The following is a 17,884-nucleotide window of genomic DNA, read 5'->3' on the forward strand; positions in this document are numbered from 1 at the left end:
ATGAATTTTTCAGCCTGGTCCATTCGAAATCCCATCGCGCCGCTCCTGGCCTTCTGCCTGCTGGTGTTCATCGGCATGCAGTCCTTCAATGCGCTGCCTATCACCCGCTTTCCAAACATCGACGTGCCGCTGGTTTCGATCAGCGTGACGCAGAGTGGCGCCTCGCCTGCCGAACTCGAAATGCAGGTGACGAAGGAGATCGAAGACGCGGTCGCCTCGATCACCGGCATCGACGAGATCCAGTCGACGGTGACCGACGGCAGCTCGCAGACCAACGTCATGTTCCGTATGGAAGTGCCGACCGAACAGGCCGTGCAGGACACCAAGGACGCGATCGACCGTATCCGCAGCGATCTGCCGGCAAACATCGAAGAACCGATTGTCTCCAAGGTCGATGTTGAAGGCCAGGCGATCCAGACTTTCGCCGTATCCTCGCCAGACCTGTCGCTGGAGGAACTCTCCTGGTTCGTTGACGACACGATCAAGCGTTCACTGCAGGGCCAGTCCGGCATCGGCCGCGTCGACCGCTACGGTGGCGCAGAGCGCGAAGTGCGCATCGAACTCACCCCCGGCAAGCTCGATGCATATGGCATCACTGCCGCGAGCGTGAATCAGCAGCTGCGCGGCACCAATGTCGATCTCGGCTCCGGCCGCGGCCAGGTGGCCGGCAGCGAGCAGGCGATCCGCGTTCTCGGCGATGCCCGCAACGTCGCCGAGCTTGCCGACACGACGATTGCTCTGCCGAACGGTCGCTTCGTCAAGCTGTCCGATCTCGGCGTCATCAAGGACACCTACGAGGAGCCGAAATCCTTCTCGCGCTTCAATGATACGCCTGTCGTTACCTTCGGCGTCTTCCGCTCGAAGGGCGCCAGCGAAGTCAGCGTCGCCGAAACCGTGGCGCAGAGCCTCGACAAGGTGCGGGGCGAAAACCCGAACGTAAAGATCGAGCTGATCGACGATTCGGTCTATTTCACCTACGGCAACTACGAAGCCGCCATCCATACGCTGCTCGAGGGTGCTCTCCTCGCCATCATCGTCGTCCTTCTGTTTCTCAGGAACTGGCGTGCGACCCTGATCTCGGCAATCGCGCTACCGCTCTCCGCCATCCCGACCTTCTGGGTCATGGACATGATGGGCTTCTCGCTGAACCTTGTCAGCTTCCTGGCCTTGACGCTTGCGACGGGTATTCTCGTCGACGATGCGATCGTAGAAATCGAAAACATCGCCCGCCATATCAAGATGGGCAAGACGCCCTATCGGGCGGCGATCGAGGCGGCTGATGAAATCGGCCTTGCCGTCATCGCCACCACCTTCACCATCATCGCGGTCTTCGTGCCGGTTTCCTTCATGCCGGGCATTCCGGGCCAGTACTTCATCCAGTTCGGCCTGACCGTCGCCTTCTCTGTTTTCTTCTCGCTGATGGTGGCGCGCCTCATCACCCCGATGATGGCCGCCTATTTGATGCGTGCCGAAGACGGCATGGAAGACCATCACGACAATGACGGCCTGCTGATGAAGGGCTATACGCGCCTGGTGCGGGGCACGACCGGGCACTGGTACACGCGTTACGCGACGCTGCTTGCGGCGATCGGTTTCCTGATCGGTTCTGTCTTCCTGCTGATGCAGGTTCCCGGCAGCTTCCTGCCGCCGGAAGACGCCTCGCGCATCGTTCTCTCCGTCGAACTGCCGCCCAATGCCCGGCTCGACGACACCGAGAAGACGACCGATGCGATCTATGACAGGGTCAAGGACATCAACGGCGTCGAAAGCGTCTTCGTTCTCGGCGGCGCATCGCCGAAGGGCGATCTCGAACTGCGCCGTGCGACGATCACGCTTGCGCTCCACAAGCTCGACCAGTCGCTGGTCAAGAAGGTGGTCAACGATGTGCTCGGCCATATTCCCGTCATCGGCCCGATGCTGCCGAAGGTGGAAGTCCACGGCCGCGAACGTCCGCAATGGGATATCGAAAAGGAAGTCTTCGCCAAGCTGCGCGACATTCCCGACGTCCATATCCTCAAGCTCAACGACCGCGGCGAACGCGACCTGTCCTTCAACTTCCTCTCCAAGAACGAGAAGGACCTGAATGATGCGGTCGGCATTCTGGAATCCAAGCTGCGTGCCGATCCGCTGCTGGCGAATGTCAGCGCCGACGGCGCCCTGCCCCGTCCGGAATTGCAGGTCTACCCCCGCAAGGACGAAGCCGCCCGCCTCGGCATCACGCCGCAGCAGATCTCCGAGACGATCCGTGTCGCCACCATCGGCGATGTCGATGCGGCTCTTGCCAAGATCTCGCTCGACGATCGCCAGATCCCGATCCGGGTTCAGGCAGCACTCGACATGCGCCGTGATCTCGCGGCCATCCGGGCATTGAAGATCCAGACCGCCAGCGGCGGCACCGTTCCGCTCGCAAGCGTCGCCAATATCGACTATTCGGAAGGCGTCAGCTCGATCAAGCGCAACAACCGCTACCGCGTCGTCTCGATCGGCTCCGACCTGCCGCAGGGCGTGGCTCTCGACACGGCCTCGGCCCGCTTCCGCCAGATCGTCAACGAGGCCAAGATCCCGGCCACGGTGCATCTTGCCGAAAGCGGCGATACCAAGGTGCAGACGGAGATGCAGCAGAGCTTCGTCAACGCCATGCTGATGGGCCTCCTCTTGGTGCTGACGGTGCTGATCCTGCTCTTCAAGGACGTAATCCAGCCCTTCACCATCCTGTTCTCGCTGCCGCTCGCCATCGGCGGCGTGGCGGCGGGCCTGATCGTCACCAGCAATCCGCTGTCGATGCCCGTCATGATCGGCATTCTGATGCTGATGGGTATCGTCACGAAGAACGCCATCCTGCTCGTCGATTTCGCGATCGAGATGCGCCACCAGGGCATGGCTCGTGTCGAGGCCATGGTCGAAGCCGGCCGCAAGCGCGCACGGCCGATCATCATGACCTCGATCGCCATGTCGGCCGGCATGCTGCCTTCCGCGCTCGGCGTTGGCGAAGGCGGCTCGTTCCGCGCGCCGATGGCGATCGCGGTGATCGGCGGCATTATCGTCTCGACGGTGCTTTCGCTCGTCGTCGTGCCCTCCTTCTTCCTGATCATGGACGATCTGTCTCGCCTGCTCGGCTGGATCTTCGGCCGCCTGGTCGGCAAGAAGGACAAGGAGGACCTGCCGATGTCGAGCGAAGATCTGACCCGCGTCGCCCGCGAGAACCGCAGCGACATCGACTCGCTGGAGGAACGCCTGAACGCGATCGAGAAGCCGGAAAGCAAGCGCAAGGTTGCCAACGACACCAACGTGCTGCGCCTGCCGCCCTTCGCGGCTGAATAAGCCTAACGCCATGAAGGAAAAAGGCCGGGCATCGACCCGGCCTTTTTGTTTACCGAGCTTACCGCAGCCTTGGCGCCGCCGTACTGTCTCTCACGACAAGTTCGAGATCGAGCGCCTCATGATCTTCCGGCAGCGCATTCTCGAGGATCGCCGTCACCGAGCGCCGTGCGATTTCGGCAAAGGGCTGCGCGACGGTGGTCAGGCGCGGCAGCGAGGTTGCGGCTTCCGGCACACCGTCGAAGCCGATAATGGATACGTCCTCTGGCACTTTTAGCCCGCGCTCGGCGAGCCACTGCATGGCAAACAGCGCAACCTTGTCCGACATTGCCAGAATTGCCGTCGGTGGATTGGCAGAGGAAAACAGGGCTTCCATAGCCGTGATGGTGCTCGGCCTGTCATGCAGCGTTCCCTGGATCGGAACGGCTTCGCGAGGAATACCGTATTCCGCTAACGCCTGCCAGTAGCCATGCATGCGGTCACGCGGCGTCGCTTCCATTTCAGGATCGACACGCGCGGGCGCCACCAGCCCGACAAGGCCATCGACATCGCCGATCGATAGGATCGCGATATTCCGGTGCCCGAGCTCCAGCAGATGCCGCGCAGCCGCAGCTCCGCCCGCGACATTGTCGATGCCGATCGCCGGGATCGTCTCATCTTCGATACCGAGCGCCAGCGCGATGAACGGCAGCTGTCGCTGACGCGTGAGTTCCACGAGCCTCTCTCCGCCTTCCACGCACAGCAGGATGAAGCCGTCGACGAGCGCACTGTTGATGTTCCAGGCAAGCCGCTCCTCGTTCATCGCCGATACGACGGCAATGCCTGTGCCGCTGGCATCGCAAACTTCACCGATCGCGGTCATCAGCGAACGCGCCCAGGGATCGTCGAAGAAATAGGTAAGCGGTTCGACGGCGGCGACGCCGATCGCGTTCACCCGCCCTGCCCTGAGCAGCCTGCCCTTGACATCAGGCCCACCATAACCGAGCTCGCGTGCGACATTGAGCACCCGCTCGCGAACCTCCTCCCGAACCACGTCTGGACGGCTGAATACGTTCGATGCCGTGCCCTGCGATACGCCTGCCGCCTTGGCGACATCAGCCAGTCTCACATGCCCTTTGCCCAAAGCTACTCCTTGCAGGTGCGAATTCGGCTCACTCTAGCAAAAGATTGTATCGGTTCAAAATAAACTTGACAGCGTTACGGATGAGGAAGAAGATTGAATCGGTTCAATAAATCCATTGAGATTTTGAATCGATTCAATATGACGGAGAATAGAGCGATGATCCCGATCAGTTCGCTATTCAAGGATATCTATGAAGACCGCTGGGGAAACCCGCGTAACAACCAGCCTGCCGAGGAGGCCGAACGCGGCAAGCGTCTATTTGTCCTCCTGCCCTTCATGCGTCGGTTCATCAGCAATCGCAAAGGCCCGGGCGCCTGGTCTTTCACCATCCCGATCGATCGCCGGCTTCGATAAGAGGCTCTCCTGAGGCGTTTGACCAAAATCAATTCCCGCGCGCTTCGCTTCCCCTATTCTGGCATCATCAAGGGGATATTGGCGGCATTGGCCGCTGCCGGAGGCCGGAACATGAACAGGATGCTGATGCCGAGCAGCCGCGAGCGGGCGCTGCTTTCCAGAGCCGGAATATTTGCAGAGCTGGACAGCGCGGAAACCGAGGCGCTGCGTGCCTGCTCCACCGTGATCACGTCCGCTTCGCACGACATTCTCTTTCAGGAAGGCGAGCCGGGCGTTTATTTCTACAGCGTGCTGGAGGGCTACGTCCGGCTCTTTCGTCTGAATGGAGAAGGGCGTGAGGCAGACATCCGCATCTGCGAGCCGGGCGACAGCTTCGCCGAATGTCTGATCCAGGCAGGCGGCATCTATCGCTATGGCGCCCAATCGATGGACAACACGGTGCTTGCCCGCTTCCATATCGGCAAGGTCCGCGCCCTTTTGGCTGAACACCCTCAGATCGGCACTGCGATCATGCGCAGCCTGTCGCTGCATCTGCTGTCGACGATGGAATGCCTCGCCAACGACCGCATGCAGACGGCGCCGCAGCGCGTGGCGCACTACCTGCTCTCGCATTGCGTCGAGGAAGGCCCGGCAACGGCATCGCTGCGACTGCCCTTCCCGAAGAACCTGCTTGCCCGCAAGCTCGGCCTGGCGCCGGAGGCGCTGTCCCGCGCCTTCTCGACGCTCAAATCCGCAGGCGTGACCGTGCGCGGACGTTTCATCGCTATCAACGACATCAATTCACTGAGAAGGATATGAAGCTAGGCCAGACCCCAGAAGCCATGTCTCTTGCCATGTTGTCGCTTCAACTGCGCGACATAGGCATCGTGGGAGCCAACGCTGCTGAAATCGACGATATGGGGGGCGAGAGACGCGCATTCCGCCAGATGCCGTGCCGCATGCTTGTAGCGACTGGATCGCCCGCTATCGAGCGTAAAATCGATCATTGAACGCAAGACGATCGTGGCCGCGAGCGGATGTTTGTCGGCCAGTGCTTCAGCAGCCGGCGTCATCACTTCATAGAGGTCACCGTCGAGCTCCGCCTTCCGCCTGACGATAAGTTTTGCGGCCTCGGCAAGTGCCGGCCAGCCCAGGAAAAAAACGAGCGACGTGTGGACGTCAGGGAAAGCCTGGGCATAGGCGAACGCCTTTTCCTCAGCCTCGATGTCATCGAAATCTGGCAATCGCTTCAGGAACGCGCGTAGGTGCACGTCGTTCAGCGATTGCTCGAACCACGTCCATCGATCGGCCTGAGCCTCGTCAGCGCGCCCCAAAGCTTCGAGCGTCGCGATACGGGCCAATTGCCACTCGACGGGATTTTCAGCCCGGCCTCCGATATCAGCTCGGTCCAGCGTCTCGAGTGCCTCGTCAGCACGTCCTGCCAAAAGCAGACGGTCGGCAATGTCTGCAGCCACCTGAGGGAACCTGCGGGTCTTCTCAGGTTGCTGGGCGATATACGCATCGACATCGCCCTGAGCGTCGGCGATCTCTTGCAGAGCGATATGCACGGTTAGTTCGCGGCGCTGCCTGTAGACTTCGTCCTCATAGATCGGGCCATGGGAACCCAAGCCGATGAGCCGACGGTCAGCGACTGCGGGCTTTGCGAGAGGCTCGTTCGACCACTCCACGAACAAGGCTTTCAGATGTTCGAGACCATCGTTGCCGAGCGCCGCGACCATCGCCGTGATCAATTCGTCGTACTGGCCATAAGCATTCCCTTGGGCGGCTGCGAAGATCTTGTCGGCAAGGGTCTTGGTATCGATAGCTGCCATCTTGGCGATAACACCGGCATCCGTGCGAGCTTGGTGAAAACTCGCCATGAGCGAACCGCTGCCATCGTCGGATCGCTCGAAGATCGAATCGCCAAGCGCCAGAAATTGCCAGATCAGTTCGAAGCCTTCTTTCGGATCGTCTGCGGCAACGATATCGACGATCGCCTTGCGTTGCGTTTCAAGATCGGCCTTGAGCTTCCTTACCTTGTGCCAGTCTATGTAGGTGCGAGCGCGAGCGATACTGATGAGCCGTTTGCGTATTTGACGCGCCATCTCAGCGCTGCTCTCGTTGCCGGCGAGCTCCATGCGAAGCCGTTGCTTGTGAGCGGCGCTGCCGGTGCTGATTTCGATCAGCAGCTCGGCAAGCCGTTGCGTGCCGAGCGCTTCCAGGTTCTTCGCATTAAGAGTCGTCTTCGCCGCCATTGCTCTTCGCTAGCTGATTTGCGTCAACGTTACCGTGCAGAGCATTCCGGTCCAAGATCGGGACGACGAAATAATCTAGAGACCACCCTGCACCCGCAGGAAGTCGACGATCGAGCTGATGCCGTCGCCACGCTTCATGTCGGAGAAAACGAAGGGGCGAGCCGCCCGCATGCGCGCCGCATCCCGGTCCATCACATCGAGGTCAGCCCCGACATAAGGCGCCAGATCCTTCTTGTTGATGACGAGAAGATCTGACCTTGTAATGCCCGGCCCACCTTTGCGCGGAATTTCCTCACCCTGGCAGACGGAGATCACATAGATGGTGATGTCGGCGAGATCAGGCGAGAACGTCGCCGCCAGATTGTCACCACCGGATTCGATGAAAACAACGTCGAGGTCGGGGATGCGCTCGTTGAGACCTGCGATAGCCTGCAGGTTGATCGTCGCATCCTCGCGGATGGCCGTATGCGGGCAGCCGCCGGTCTCCACACCAACGATGCGCTCGGACGGCAGTGCCTGCATGCGCACCAGCGCCTCGGCATCCTCGGTCGTGTAGATGTCGTTGGTCACGACGGCGACGGAATAATCATCGCGCATCGCCTTGCAGAGCTTTTCGGTCAGCGCCGTCTTGCCCGAGCCGACCGGCCCGCCGATACCGACGCGCAAGGGTCCGTTTCTTGATTTCATGTCTCTTACTCCTATCGAAGTCAGATGATAGCGAAGCGCTGCTTTCCCGCCACCGTCAAATGACGCAGGTATCAGGATAAGTCTCGTTCATGAGCGGAACAACCGCGTCTGCTGTGTCTCGTGACGAAGCCCGGCAATATCGGCCTGAACCGTCGCGGAACCGAGATCCTCGAGAGTGGAGCGGGCAGCACGTGCGACAATATCCATCACATGCTCCTCCAGACCAGCAAGAATGGCAACACCACCCCTCTGTCCCGTGACACCGAGCCGGATACCGGAGGAGACCGCCTGGGAGAGATAGGCATGCAGGAAGGCAGCCAGCGCTTTCTCGATTGCTATCCCGTGCGCGCCCGTCACCGCACCGACGGCCACCGGATAGGCCGTCTTCTTCGGCAATCGGCTGAACACCCCATCCGGCCAGCCCTGCGCAGCCGTCAGGAAGGCTTCGCCAAGCAACATCGTCTCCTGATGCCGCTCGCGCGAGCCGGCAAGCGCTGCTGCCAGTTCTGCAAGCTCCGCAAGGCAGTCGCCATCGTTATGACCACGATGGCTTGCGGCAAAGAGCACAGCATCGTTCCAGACCGAGCCGTTGCTGGTCAGCGTCTGAAGCCAGCGCCGCAGCATGCCCGCATCGCCGACAAGTCCATCCGCCACCGCCCGCTCCAGCCCGCCGGAATAGGCGAAGGAGCCGACGGGAAAAGCCGGCGAGAGCCATGCCGTCAGGCGCAGCAAAGCCTGCAGCTCACGATCCTCAGCCATCAGGCTTCAATCATGCTTATGATGGCTGTGGTCGTGGTTGTGGCCATGCTCCTGATCATGGTCGTCATGATCATGCCCATGTTCATGATGCGCATGATCATGGTGCTCGTGGTCGTGATGCTCATGATCGTGGTCATGATGGTCATGCCCGTGCGAATGCCCGCCCTGAGAATGATAGGCGCCGCGAGCTGGCTGGAAGGGTTCGTTGATATCAAGCACCATCGCGCCCAGCCCCTGCAACATGGTGCGGATGACGTGATCGCGCAGGATCACGATGCGATCCTCCTCGATCTGCGCCGAGAGATGACGGTTGCCGAGATGCCAGGCAAGTTCGATCAGATGCGCGCGGTCACGGCCGCGCACTTCAAACAGTTTCTCGTCGGCGGCAAGGATTTCGATCAGCTCGCCATCCTCGCGCACCAGCATGTCACCATTGGCGAAAAGCACCGGATCCTTGAGATCGAGCATCACCATCTCGCCGTTCTCCAGATGCAGGAGCTTGCGGCGCAGGTGCCGCAGATCGTGCGGCAGCTTGACCTGTGCGGTCGGATGGGAGGAAGGGGTGCCGGCGGGAAGGTAAGATGTGAGGCGCTGCATGACATATCCGTTAAACTGGGACCTAGACCATGCAAAATAGCCCTTCGCGATGCAAGCACCAATGCACGTTTCGTAACGCGCTAGCCTAGATTCCATATGCCTGCAGCAGGCTCCCCTCGTCAGGTCCGACACCCTGCACGCCAAGGCCGTTTTCGACGAGGCCATGCCAGGCGTGGTTCAGCCCTTCCCGCTCATGGACGACACGATTACGGCCGAGCGCCTTGGCGAGATAGAGCGCCTTGTCGGCGGAGGCATAGACCGCCTCCTTGTCGCGTCCCTCGTGGAGATCGGCAATACCGCCTGATATCGTGATGGTGACGTCATGCCCATCCGCCGGAATCGGCCGCGCGGCAATCTGTGCCCTCACCCCTTCAATGCGCGCCACCCGCTCCTCCCGCGTCCCGCCTTGAACGACAACACCGAACTCCTCGCCGCCGAGCCGCGCCACGACCGACGCGCCATCGAAAGCCGCAGAAAGCATGGCTGAGACGGCAGTAATGACGGCATCACCACAGCCATGGCCGAAACGGTCGTTGATCGCCTTGAAACGGTCGACGTCGAAAATGGCGAGACAGGCATCCCCCTCTACCCTCTCCAGGGCATCGGTGAAAGCACGCCGGTTCAGAAGCCCCGACAGCGTGTCGGTCCGGCTGAGCTTTTCGAATTTGGCACGGGAGACGGTCAGGTCATGAATGGCGAAACCCGCCACCAGCGACAACACGCCGGACACCATTCCACCGATCAGCCAGGAGAGGATGATGGCAAAGATCATGGCATGCCCGAGGGTAATCGGCAGCACTCCCATGAAGTTGAGCGGAGGCAGCGTGATCACGATGATGAAGCCGGACAGAATAACCGCCAGAAAACTCATCTTCAGCGCAAAAGTATAAACGGTTTTGCGCTGCTCGAAACTGCCTAGCTCAGCCTGAAGCGATATCCAGTTTTCCATGAGAATCGACCTTCCTGCCAGCGTTTCAAGGCCATTGATAGGGTTGCAATTGCTGCGGAGGTCTTAATCCAATCGCTAAAATTCGAGTGATTTCAGGGGATTCAGCCGATCTGTTTTTTCTAGCAGAGAGTGCAACTTTTCGGGACAGGCATGTCCACTATGGGAAACACATCTAAAAACTTGATTTCAAACGGATTTTACAGGGGACAATCGGCTCCTGTTCCAGAATGATCTATGGATTAAAAATCACAGTCTATCCACCGGTTTTCACAACCAGCCGGGGAATGATGCTCAGATTTCACTTTAAGGGCAACAATGGGGAATAGTGTCTCTAAAACACAAGGGTTAAAACGGAAAATAACGCCGCGCCGTCAGCAGCGCCAAGCTGCAGAAGATCCTCTATACTTCAATTATAGAGACTAAGCGAAAGCACCAGCGTCTGCGGCAACGGATTCCAGAAACCCGTTCGCAAGCCGCCTGTCCGTAGCGCAGCGGCAGTCCATGTATTGCAGCCAAACAGCGCATTGAAATAGCCCTTCGCCTCGAAGAACCTGTCATAGTCGCCATATCCCCTGTCGCCGACCGGCACGACCGCTCCATTTTCCCGGCTGAAACTGTCATTGATGAAGCCGAGCAATTGCTCGAAGCGCCCGCCATCGACATTGAGAACCGTCACGGCCGGATGGGTTTCGGAGATGCCTCCGGCAACATCGACATGCATCACCGATCCGTCGATCGTCAGCGCCCGAAGTACGGGCATCGGCTTCAGATCGGCCCAGGTCGGTGTCTCCAGATAGAATGAGCGACCGCCCCATCCGAAAATCAGCCATTGTGCGGCAGGATCGCTCACCGGAATGCCGGCATCCTCAAGGAATGAAAACGACGCCCGAAGCCGATCGTCGAGCGGGATCGCAATATCCGTATGGATCGGGCCGGAAAGCAGCAGAATGCGTTGCGAGGACGTCATATCGGGAGAAGCCTCGGCTGCCCCAAGCATAGGCCTTGGAGTGAAGGTGCCACCGGCCACCAGCAACAAAAACAGCGCGATCGCCCCTATAAGCCATCGCGCTGTCAGCTTCAAACCGCGCATGAAAGATGGGGCTCAGAACAGGAAATAACGCTGCGCCATCGGCAGCACCGTCGCCGGCTCGCAGGTCAGCAATTCGCCATTCGCCCGCACCTCATAGGTCTCCGGATCGACCTCGATATCAGGTGTCAGGTCGTTGTGGATCATCGACGCCTTGGAGATGCCGCCACGGGTGTTCTTCACTGCAACGAGATTCTTGGCGACGCCGAGGCGGCCCTTGAGACCGGCGTCGAGCGAAGCCTGAGAGACGAAGGTGACCGAGGAGTTCGTCAGGCTCTTGCCGAAGGAGGCAAACATCGGACGGTAATGCACCGGCTGCGGCGTCGGGATCGAGGCATTCGGATCGCCCATCGGGGCTGCGGCAATGGAGCCGCCGAGCAACACCATGTCCGGCTTCACGCCGAAGAAGGCCGGGTTCCATAGAACGAGGTCAGCGCGCTTGCCGACTTCGATGGAGCCGATCTCATGCGACAGGCCATGTGCGATCGCCGGATTGATCGTGTATTTGGCGACGTAACGGCGGACACGGAAATTGTCGTTGTCGCCCTTCTCGTCTTTCAGGCGGCCGCGCTGGCGCTTCATCTTGTCGGCGGTCTGCCAGGTACGGATCAGCACTTCGCCGACACGGCCCATGGCCTGGCTGTCCGACGAGATAATCGAGAAGGCGCCGATATCGTGCAGGATGTCTTCGGCCGCGATCGTCTCCTTGCGGATACGGCTTTCGGCAAAGGCGATATCTTCAGGGATCGACGACGACAGGTGATGGCAGACCATCAACATGTCCAGGTGCTCGGCGATGGTGTTGACCGTATAGGGCCGCGTCGGATTGGTGGACGACGGAATGACGTTCGGCTGGCCGCAGATCTTGATGATGTCGGGTGCGTGACCGCCGCCCGCTCCTTCCGTATGGAAGGCATGAATGGTGCGGCCCTTGATGGCGCCGATCGTATCCTCCACGAAGCCGCTCTCGTTCAGCGTATCCGTATGGATCATCACCTGTACGTCATATTCGTCGGCGACCGACAGGCAGCAGTCGATGGCGCCGGGCGTCGTGCCCCAGTCCTCGTGCAGCTTCAGCGAGGTGGCGCCGGCGAGCACCATTTCCTGCAATGCACCCGGAAGCGACGCATTGCCCTTGCCGGCAAAAGCGAGGTTCATCGGGAAAGCATCGGCTGCCTCGATCATGCGCGCAATATGCCAAGGGCCGGGCGTGCAGGTCGTCGCAAGTGTCCCGTGCGCCGGCCCCGTGCCGCCGCCGAGCATGCAGGTCAGGCCGCTCATCAGCGCTTCCTCGATCTGCTGCGGCGCGATGAAATGGATATGGCTGTCCATGCCGCCGGCCGTGATGATCTTGCCTTCGCCGGCAATCGCTTCCGTGCCCGGACCGACGATGATATTGACGCCCGGCTGCATATCCGGATTGCCGGCCTTGCCGATCGCCGCGATACGACCGTCCTTCAAGCCGATATCGGCCTTGTAGATACCGGTATGGTCGATGATGACGGCATTGGTGATGACGGTATCGACCGCGCCATCTGCCCGCGTCACCTGGCTCTGGCCCATGCCGTCACGGATGACTTTCCCACCGCCGAACTTCACCTCTTCGCCATAGGTGGTAAAATCCTTTTCGATCTCGATGAAAAGCTCCGTATCGGCAAGGCGGACCTTGTCGCCGGTGGTCGGACCGAACATGCCGGCGTAAGCCTTGCGGGAGATCTTGTAGGGCATCTATCAGGCTCCTTGGGAGGAAGAGACGAATGGTTTTCCGGCAAGCCGCCTGAGACGGCCAGCCGCAATATGGGAGTCGACGAGCTGCTTCTCGGCGGCGAAGGGATGCCATTCCCAGCCCACATGGCCGAAGCCTGCGAGCGTCACCTCGTCGTTGGGAAATCTGTCGAGCACTTCGCCGATCACGATCATGCCACTGCTCGGCACGATGTAAGGCGCCGGCGAGAAGGCAGAAAGCGCCTGATCGACGGCTTCGTGAACCTGTTTGTCAACGATCCGATGCACCTTGCCAGCTTCAGCACAGAAAGCGCTGAATTGGTTGGTGTAATCGTCGCAGAAATCATCGAGCTCCGGATGCGAAGCCGCAAGAGGTGCGCGCATCGCCGCGAATTTTTCGGGATCGCGCACACTCCAGATTTCCGAGGCTTCGACAACACCGGGATGGATGCGCCAGCTTTCCGAGCCGAGCATGGCCTTGGCGGGTCGGCCGGTATTGCACACGGCAACCACATCGGTGCGCGTGCCGCCGGCACCATAGGAGCGGCATTCGTTGAAGCGGATGACGAAGTCGGCGGCATCGATGATCTCAGCCCCTCCTTCTCCCACTTCGCCGTTGCCTACGATCATGATCGTCCTGCCCACCTTACTGGCCCATTCCATTGGCGAGTTCTTTGAGCTCCTTGGTCCTGAGATCCGTCAGGTCAGCAAGGCAGCCCGCCACCAGCATCGGCTCCATCGTGCCGCCGCGTGCCTGAAAGCCGTAATTCTCACATTGAGCGTCGCGATAACTGATCCAGGCGCGCTGTGCCTTGAGAAGCGCCTGTTCGGCGCCCTTCATGTCACCCTCGAGATCGCCGTCGATCGCCACCATGGCGGCGCGCGTCTGCTTGTACTGGGCATTGAGCGCCTTGTCGGCCTCTTCATAGCGCGCCTGCGCGCAACTCGTCATATCGGATTGTGTCTGCGCATTGTCACAGTCCACGTCCTCGGCATGGGCAGCACCGGCGGCAAGCAGCATAAATGCTCCACCGATGAGCCCGATCTTCAAGCGCATGTGTCCTCCCGTCATTTTCTTTTAATTAGAGCCGGCCCATGACGAGCTGGCGGAAGCCATAGACTTCACGTTTGCCGGACAGAGGAATGAGCGTCACCGAGCGGGTCTGGCCCGGCTCGAAACGCACGGCCGTGCCGGCGGGAATGTCGAGCCTCATGCCGTGGGCCTTATCACGATCGAAGGAGAGGCCGGCATTGGTCTCGGCAAAATGATAGTGGCTGCCGACCTGCACGGGACGGTCGCCGGTATTGGAGACCTCAAGCGTCACGGTCGGTGCGCCGGCATTGAGCTCGATCTCGCCGCTTGCAGCAATGATTTCGCCAGGGATCATCTGTTTCTCCTTAAGCCGCCTTGGGCGCGCAGCCCTCGGACTTCAGAACACGTTTCGTGGAGGCCGGATTGTTCGCAAGTTTTGCCGCAGGCCGGATCGGCCTGGCAACAAGATTGCCACCGCAATTCGGGCACTCACCTTTGAGGACATTTTCAACGCAATCCGCACAGAACGTGCATTCGAATGTGCAGATCATCGCTTCCGCGCTATGAGGCGGCAGATCCTTATCGCAGCATTCGCAATTGGGTCGAAGCTCCAGCATGGTGTCTCCTCAGCGGATCGGTTCGTGAACGGTCACCAGCTTCGTGCCATCGGGGAATGTCGCCTCGACCTGCACGTCATGGATCATCTCGGCAATACCTTCCATCACCTGGTCGCGGCTGATCACATGGGCGCCGGCCTCCATCAGTTCTGCGACCGGGCGGCCATCCCGCGCGCCCTCGACGACAAAATCGCTAATGAGGGCGATAGCTTCCGGATAGTTCAGCTTGACGCCGCGCTCCAGCCGCCGGCGGGCCACCATGGCGGCCATGGAAATCAACAGCTTGTCTTTTTCTCTCGGGGTGAGGTTCATCGTCTATCCGCTTGTTGAACTCATAGATTCCAGACTTTCGGCACAGGCGCTCCATTGCGCAAGGCGGAAATGACCGGGATGAGGATTTTTCTCAGCGCAAAGCCATCGGCTGCGGCAAGGCGCACGACGATCTTATCGCTCCAGGCGCTTGCCCCGCCCATATGCCCGTCCACGAGCGGCCGTACTTTGGTGAGATAGGCTTCCGACATCGGTCCGGCATAAAGCACCGTCGCAAAAGCCACCTGCCCGCCGAGCACCGCCTGCTCTGCCGCAAGCAGCGCCACGGCATCGGAAAGGCGCAACTCCTCGGCATGGATCAGCCGGCCCGACCGGCGGATACGCCAGCGATCGCGAAACAGCCCCGTCTCCATCGTCTCGCCCATCGCCTTGCGCCCGAGCAGGATAGCCTCGACGGCCAGGAACTCCGCGCTGTCGTCGAGATCAACATCCAGACGGCGAAACAATGAAGCGCGGTCGAAAAGAATGGTCTCCTGCGGCAGCCAGTCGACGCGGGCGCCCGGCCCAACCTCGATCTGCGTCGTCACCTCTGCTGTGCCGGCCGATGCCTTGTAGATCTTCTCGCAGGCCTGCGTCGTCACATCGATGCGCGTACCCGCTCCAGCCGATACGCTCCAGATCATCCGGTCGCCGCCGGTCAGCCCGCCGGCCGTATTGATGAGAACAGCCTCCATCGAGGAATCGAACGTATCCGGCAGGCGGATCTTCGCTGCACCTTCCTGATAAAGCTCACGGATTCGCGTACGCCCATCCTGCACCTTGGCAGCAAGATGCCCGCGTCCTTCCGCTCTCTGCGGTCTCGTGATGCCCGCCGCCGCGCCTGTCATGCCACCCCCGTGCGCAGATGCCATCCTGTCTGGCAACTCGCGTTGAATGTGTCTGTTGACTGCAACAAAGCAAGTCCCGTGCCGCTTTTCGAAAGCCCGTGCCCCCACGGGCTGTGAGGATGGCGCGGAAGGCATTTGCCGCAAAATGCGGCATCTGCCAGCGCGATCGCCAGAGAGGTCATACCGTCAAATGGCGGCGCGCCTCCGGCGTATCCAGCGTCTCGGCAAGGCCCTCGTGAACGATCTCGCCACGATCCATGATGTAGACATAGTCGGCAAGCTCGCGGCAGAAATCGAGATATTGCTCGACAAGCAGGATCGCCATGCCAGTGGAATCGCGCAAGTATCGGATCGCCCGGCCGATATCCTTGATGATGGAGGGCTGGATGCCCTCGGTCGGCTCGTCGAGCACGAGAATCTTCGGCCGCGTGACCATGGCGCGACCGATCGCCAGCTGCTGCTGTTGCCCGCCCGAAAGATCGCCGCCGCGACGCGACAACATCGACTTCAGCACCGGGAAGAGACTGAAGATATCGTCTGGGATGTTGCGGTCGCGGCGGCCAAGCGGAGCAAAGCCGGTCTCGAGGTTTTCTTTGACCGTCAGCAGCGGGAAGATTTCACGCCCCTGCGGCACATAGCCGATGCCCTGCTTGGCGCGCGCAAAAGGCGGCAGGCCATTCAGCTTCGCATCGTTGAAGGTGATGGTTCCCGCCGATATCGGGTGCTGGCCGGTGACGGCGCGCAACAGCGAACTCTTGCCCACGCCATTGCGGCCGAGCACGCAGGTGATCTTGCCCATCTCGGCCTTGATCGAGATGCCGCGCAGCGCCTGGGCTGCGCCATAGTGTAGATTTGCGTTTTCGACTGTCAGCATCCGTTCACCCATTCCCCATCAGTTCATCAGCGTACGCCTCAGCATCTGCAAGGCGTGCTCCTGTTCTTTCGTTTTCTCGCCGCCGACCGCGGCCACGTCCTCGGCAATACCGATCAGTTGCTGACGCTCCTGCATGTCGAGCGCCCGTATCCATAGATCCCGAAAGCGGCGGATCGGATCTTCGGGACTGTTGGCGTTCTTGGACGCCCACTCACCGAAAACCAGCACCTCTTCCAGGTCGCCTGGCCGGATAATGCCTTTCATGCGGTCGCGGACGACATCCTTCGCCGCATCGAAATACATCGGCTTCTCTTTGGCGAGGCAGAAGAAAAAGGCCACCGCCGCAATCGCCGGATCGGCAATCGAGGCCAGCGGCGCTACAGCTGCCTGCTTGCGGAACTTTCCGCGCTTATAAGCACCCCGCATGCGCTCAACGGAATCGATGATCTCGCTTCCAGCCTCACGCATCATTTTCAAACGCCAATACCAGACGGCCGCGCCGCCGATCGCCATGACCAGAATTCCGAGAAAAGCCATTATGAAACCCCACAATGAAATCTGCTCGTTTTAGAGCGTCTTCTCTTGTCAGGTTCAAGCCTAGAAGTTGCATTATTAGCGACCCAGATAGTTCTCGATCACCTTCGGATCGCTACTGACGAAATCGATGGATCCTTCGGCCAATACCGAACCTTCCGCCAAGCAGGTTACCTTCACACCGAGATCGCGGATGAAGCCCATATCGTGCTCCACGACGACGACGGACCGCGTCTTGGCGATATCCTTGAGCAGGATCGCCGTTTCCGCCGTCTCGGCATCGGTCATGCCCGCCACCGGTTCGTCGACGAGCAGGAGCTTCGGCTCCTGGGCCAGCAGCATGCCGATCTCCAGCCATTGTTTCTGGCCATGCGAGAGGTTGGCGGCGAATTCATCGCGGCGATGCGTCAGCCGCACCGTCTCCAGGATTTCCTCGATGCGCGCCTTGTCTTCGCCAGACAGCCGGTAGAACAGGGTCGAGAACACTGTGCGCCGACGGTTCAACGCCAGTTCCAGATTGTCCCAGACCGTATGGCTTTCGAAGACCGTCGGTTTCTGAAATTTTCGGCCTATGCCGAGCTGGGCAATATCGGCTTCGTCCTTCTTGGTAAGGTCGATATTGCCGTTGAAGAAGACCTCACCCTCGTCGGGGCGGGTCTTGCCGGTGATGATATCCATCATCGTTGTCTTGCCGGCGCCGTTCGGGCCGATGATCGCCCTGAGTTCACCAGGTTCAATGACGATGGAGAGCGAGTTCAGCGCCTTGAAGCCGTCGAAGGAGACCGAGACACCGTTGAGGTAGAGCACGCTGTTGGGTTTGACGTCAGGGATCATGG

At 60.2% G+C, this 17,884-nt stretch carries 20 protein-coding genes; 3 read left to right on the forward strand and 17 right to left on the reverse strand.

Annotated features, from left to right (window positions below):
- On the forward strand, positions 1 to 3,321 hold the full coding sequence (locus AB8B33_RS16760) for an efflux RND transporter permease subunit (RefSeq protein ID WP_439016208.1): 3,321 nt from the start codon (positions 1 to 3) through the stop codon (positions 3,319 to 3,321).
- Between the two features lie 58 nt (positions 3,322 to 3,379).
- Here the strand turns inward: AB8B33_RS16760 and AB8B33_RS16765 are convergent, their stop codons facing one another.
- Positions 3,380 to 4,441, reverse strand: a complete 1,062-nt coding sequence (locus AB8B33_RS16765; RefSeq protein ID WP_439016209.1) for a LacI family DNA-binding transcriptional regulator — start codon at positions 4,439 to 4,441, stop codon at positions 3,380 to 3,382.
- Positions 4,442 to 4,597: 156 nt separating this feature from the next.
- Between AB8B33_RS16765 and AB8B33_RS16770 the strand changes: the two genes are divergently transcribed.
- Positions 4,598 to 4,795, forward strand: a complete 198-nt coding sequence (locus tag AB8B33_RS16770) for a hypothetical protein (RefSeq protein WP_439016210.1) — start codon at positions 4,598 to 4,600, stop codon at positions 4,793 to 4,795.
- A 111-nt stretch (positions 4,796 to 4,906) separates the two neighbouring features.
- Positions 4,907 to 5,593 carry a Crp/Fnr family transcriptional regulator gene (locus AB8B33_RS16775; protein ID WP_439016211.1) on the forward strand — a complete coding sequence of 229 codons (687 nt, stop codon included), beginning with the start codon at positions 4,907 to 4,909 and terminating at the stop codon, positions 5,591 to 5,593.
- Positions 5,594 to 5,595: 2 nt separating this feature from the next.
- On the opposite strand, the gene AB8B33_RS16780 is transcribed toward AB8B33_RS16775, so the two are convergent.
- The 16 genes from AB8B33_RS16780 to urtD all read right to left on the reverse strand — a co-directional run bounded on the left by AB8B33_RS16780 (position 5,596) and on the right by urtD (position 17,882).
- Complete coding sequence (locus AB8B33_RS16780; protein ID WP_439016212.1) at positions 5,596 to 7,029, reverse strand: DUF6880 family protein; 1,434 nt, start codon at positions 7,027 to 7,029, stop codon at positions 5,596 to 5,598.
- A 75-nt stretch (positions 7,030 to 7,104) separates the two neighbouring features.
- The gene (gene ureG / locus AB8B33_RS16785; RefSeq protein WP_439016213.1) at positions 7,105 to 7,716 is read right to left on the reverse strand and encodes an urease accessory protein UreG; all 612 of its coding nucleotides are present in this window, start codon (positions 7,714 to 7,716) and stop codon (positions 7,105 to 7,107) included.
- 87 nt (positions 7,717 to 7,803) lie between these two features.
- Positions 7,804 to 8,475, reverse strand: coding sequence for an urease accessory protein UreF (locus tag AB8B33_RS16790; RefSeq protein ID WP_439016214.1), 672 nt, complete (start codon positions 8,473 to 8,475; stop codon positions 7,804 to 7,806).
- 6 nt (positions 8,476 to 8,481) lie between these two features.
- Positions 8,482 to 9,072 carry an urease accessory protein UreE gene (locus AB8B33_RS16795; protein WP_439016215.1) on the reverse strand — a complete coding sequence of 197 codons (591 nt, stop codon included), beginning with the start codon at positions 9,070 to 9,072 and terminating at the stop codon, positions 8,482 to 8,484.
- Between the two features lie 85 nt (positions 9,073 to 9,157).
- Positions 9,158 to 10,021, reverse strand: coding sequence for a GGDEF domain-containing protein (locus AB8B33_RS16800; protein WP_439016216.1), 864 nt, complete (start codon positions 10,019 to 10,021; stop codon positions 9,158 to 9,160).
- A 406-nt stretch (positions 10,022 to 10,427) separates the two neighbouring features.
- Positions 10,428 to 11,102, reverse strand: coding sequence for a TIGR02117 family protein (locus AB8B33_RS16805; RefSeq protein WP_439017266.1), 675 nt, complete (start codon positions 11,100 to 11,102; stop codon positions 10,428 to 10,430).
- Between the two features lie 21 nt (positions 11,103 to 11,123).
- Positions 11,124 to 12,836 carry an urease subunit alpha gene (gene ureC / locus AB8B33_RS16810; protein ID WP_439016217.1) on the reverse strand — a complete coding sequence of 571 codons (1,713 nt, stop codon included), beginning with the start codon at positions 12,834 to 12,836 and terminating at the stop codon, positions 11,124 to 11,126.
- A 3-nt stretch (positions 12,837 to 12,839) separates the two neighbouring features.
- The gene (locus tag AB8B33_RS16815; RefSeq protein WP_439017267.1) at positions 12,840 to 13,463 is read right to left on the reverse strand and encodes a Urease operon accessory protein; all 624 of its coding nucleotides are present in this window, start codon (positions 13,461 to 13,463) and stop codon (positions 12,840 to 12,842) included.
- Between the two features lie 16 nt (positions 13,464 to 13,479).
- The gene (locus AB8B33_RS16820; protein ID WP_439016218.1) at positions 13,480 to 13,890 is read right to left on the reverse strand and encodes a lysozyme inhibitor LprI family protein; all 411 of its coding nucleotides are present in this window, start codon (positions 13,888 to 13,890) and stop codon (positions 13,480 to 13,482) included.
- A 25-nt stretch (positions 13,891 to 13,915) separates the two neighbouring features.
- Positions 13,916 to 14,221 carry an urease subunit beta gene (locus AB8B33_RS16825; RefSeq protein WP_037104568.1) on the reverse strand — a complete coding sequence of 102 codons (306 nt, stop codon included), beginning with the start codon at positions 14,219 to 14,221 and terminating at the stop codon, positions 13,916 to 13,918.
- A 10-nt stretch (positions 14,222 to 14,231) separates the two neighbouring features.
- Positions 14,232 to 14,483: a DUF1272 domain-containing protein gene (locus AB8B33_RS16830; RefSeq protein WP_439016219.1), complete on the reverse strand. Its 252-nt coding sequence runs from the start codon at positions 14,481 to 14,483 to the stop codon at positions 14,232 to 14,234.
- A gap of 9 nt (positions 14,484 to 14,492) precedes the next feature.
- Complete coding sequence (locus tag AB8B33_RS16835) at positions 14,493 to 14,795, reverse strand: urease subunit gamma (RefSeq protein WP_007816043.1); 303 nt, start codon at positions 14,793 to 14,795, stop codon at positions 14,493 to 14,495.
- A 20-nt stretch (positions 14,796 to 14,815) separates the two neighbouring features.
- The gene (locus AB8B33_RS16840; RefSeq protein WP_439016220.1) at positions 14,816 to 15,640 is read right to left on the reverse strand and encodes an urease accessory protein UreD; all 825 of its coding nucleotides are present in this window, start codon (positions 15,638 to 15,640) and stop codon (positions 14,816 to 14,818) included.
- 178 nt (positions 15,641 to 15,818) lie between these two features.
- Positions 15,819 to 16,514: an urea ABC transporter ATP-binding subunit UrtE gene (urtE, locus tag AB8B33_RS16845; RefSeq protein ID WP_007816041.1), complete on the reverse strand. Its 696-nt coding sequence runs from the start codon at positions 16,512 to 16,514 to the stop codon at positions 15,819 to 15,821.
- A gap of 18 nt (positions 16,515 to 16,532) precedes the next feature.
- Positions 16,533 to 17,027, reverse strand: a complete 495-nt coding sequence (locus AB8B33_RS16850; RefSeq protein ID WP_439016221.1) for a hypothetical protein — start codon at positions 17,025 to 17,027, stop codon at positions 16,533 to 16,535.
- 99 nt (positions 17,028 to 17,126) lie between these two features.
- On the reverse strand, positions 17,127 to 17,882 hold the full coding sequence (gene urtD, locus AB8B33_RS16855) for an urea ABC transporter ATP-binding protein UrtD (RefSeq protein ID WP_113311270.1): 756 nt from the start codon (positions 17,880 to 17,882) through the stop codon (positions 17,127 to 17,129).
- Between the last annotated feature and the right edge of the window lie 2 nt (positions 17,883 to 17,884).

It is taken from the genome of Rhizobium sp. 768_B6_N1_8 (genome assembly GCF_051811225.1).
Taxonomy (GTDB): domain Bacteria; phylum Pseudomonadota; class Alphaproteobacteria; order Rhizobiales; family Rhizobiaceae; genus Rhizobium.

Bases quoted from the DNA above. Each gene is read 5' to 3' on its own strand.
- AB8B33_RS16795 (WP_439016215.1), bottom strand. From the start codon at position 9,072: ATGCAGCGCCTCACATCTTACCTTCCCGCCGGCACCCCTTCCTCCCAT.
- AB8B33_RS16820 (WP_439016218.1), bottom strand. From the start codon at position 13,890: ATGCGCTTGAAGATCGGGCTCATCGGTGGAGCATTTATGCTGCTTGCC.
- AB8B33_RS16770 (WP_439016210.1), top strand. From the start codon at position 4,598: ATGATCCCGATCAGTTCGCTATTCAAGGATATCTATGAAGACCGCTGG.
- AB8B33_RS16760 (WP_439016208.1), top strand. From the start codon at position 1: ATGAATTTTTCAGCCTGGTCCATTCGAAATCCCATCGCGCCGCTCCTG.
- urtE (WP_007816041.1), bottom strand. From the start codon at position 16,514: ATGCTGACAGTCGAAAACGCAAATCTACACTATGGCGCAGCCCAGGCG.
- AB8B33_RS16850 (WP_439016221.1), bottom strand. From the start codon at position 17,027: ATGGCGATCGGCGGCGCGGCCGTCTGGTATTGGCGTTTGAAAATGATG.
- AB8B33_RS16775 (WP_439016211.1), top strand. From the start codon at position 4,907: ATGAACAGGATGCTGATGCCGAGCAGCCGCGAGCGGGCGCTGCTTTCC.
- AB8B33_RS16825 (WP_037104568.1), bottom strand. From the start codon at position 14,221: ATGATCCCTGGCGAAATCATTGCTGCAAGCGGCGAGATCGAGCTCAAT.
- AB8B33_RS16815 (WP_439017267.1), bottom strand. From the start codon at position 13,463: ATGATCGTAGGCAACGGCGAAGTGGGAGAAGGAGGGGCTGAGATCATC.
- AB8B33_RS16800 (WP_439016216.1), bottom strand. From the start codon at position 10,021: ATGGAAAACTGGATATCGCTTCAGGCTGAGCTAGGCAGTTTCGAGCAG.
- AB8B33_RS16830 (WP_439016219.1), bottom strand. From the start codon at position 14,483: ATGCTGGAGCTTCGACCCAATTGCGAATGCTGCGATAAGGATCTGCCG.
- ureG (WP_439016213.1), bottom strand. From the start codon at position 7,716: ATGAAATCAAGAAACGGACCCTTGCGCGTCGGTATCGGCGGGCCGGTC.
- AB8B33_RS16790 (WP_439016214.1), bottom strand. From the start codon at position 8,475: ATGGCTGAGGATCGTGAGCTGCAGGCTTTGCTGCGCCTGACGGCATGG.
- AB8B33_RS16840 (WP_439016220.1), bottom strand. From the start codon at position 15,640: ATGACAGGCGCGGCGGCGGGCATCACGAGACCGCAGAGAGCGGAAGGA.
- ureC (WP_439016217.1), bottom strand. From the start codon at position 12,836: ATGCCCTACAAGATCTCCCGCAAGGCTTACGCCGGCATGTTCGGTCCG.
- AB8B33_RS16835 (WP_007816043.1), bottom strand. From the start codon at position 14,795: ATGAACCTCACCCCGAGAGAAAAAGACAAGCTGTTGATTTCCATGGCC.
- AB8B33_RS16780 (WP_439016212.1), bottom strand. From the start codon at position 7,029: ATGGCGGCGAAGACGACTCTTAATGCGAAGAACCTGGAAGCGCTCGGC.
- urtD (WP_113311270.1), bottom strand. From the start codon at position 17,882: ATGATCCCTGACGTCAAACCCAACAGCGTGCTCTACCTCAACGGTGTC.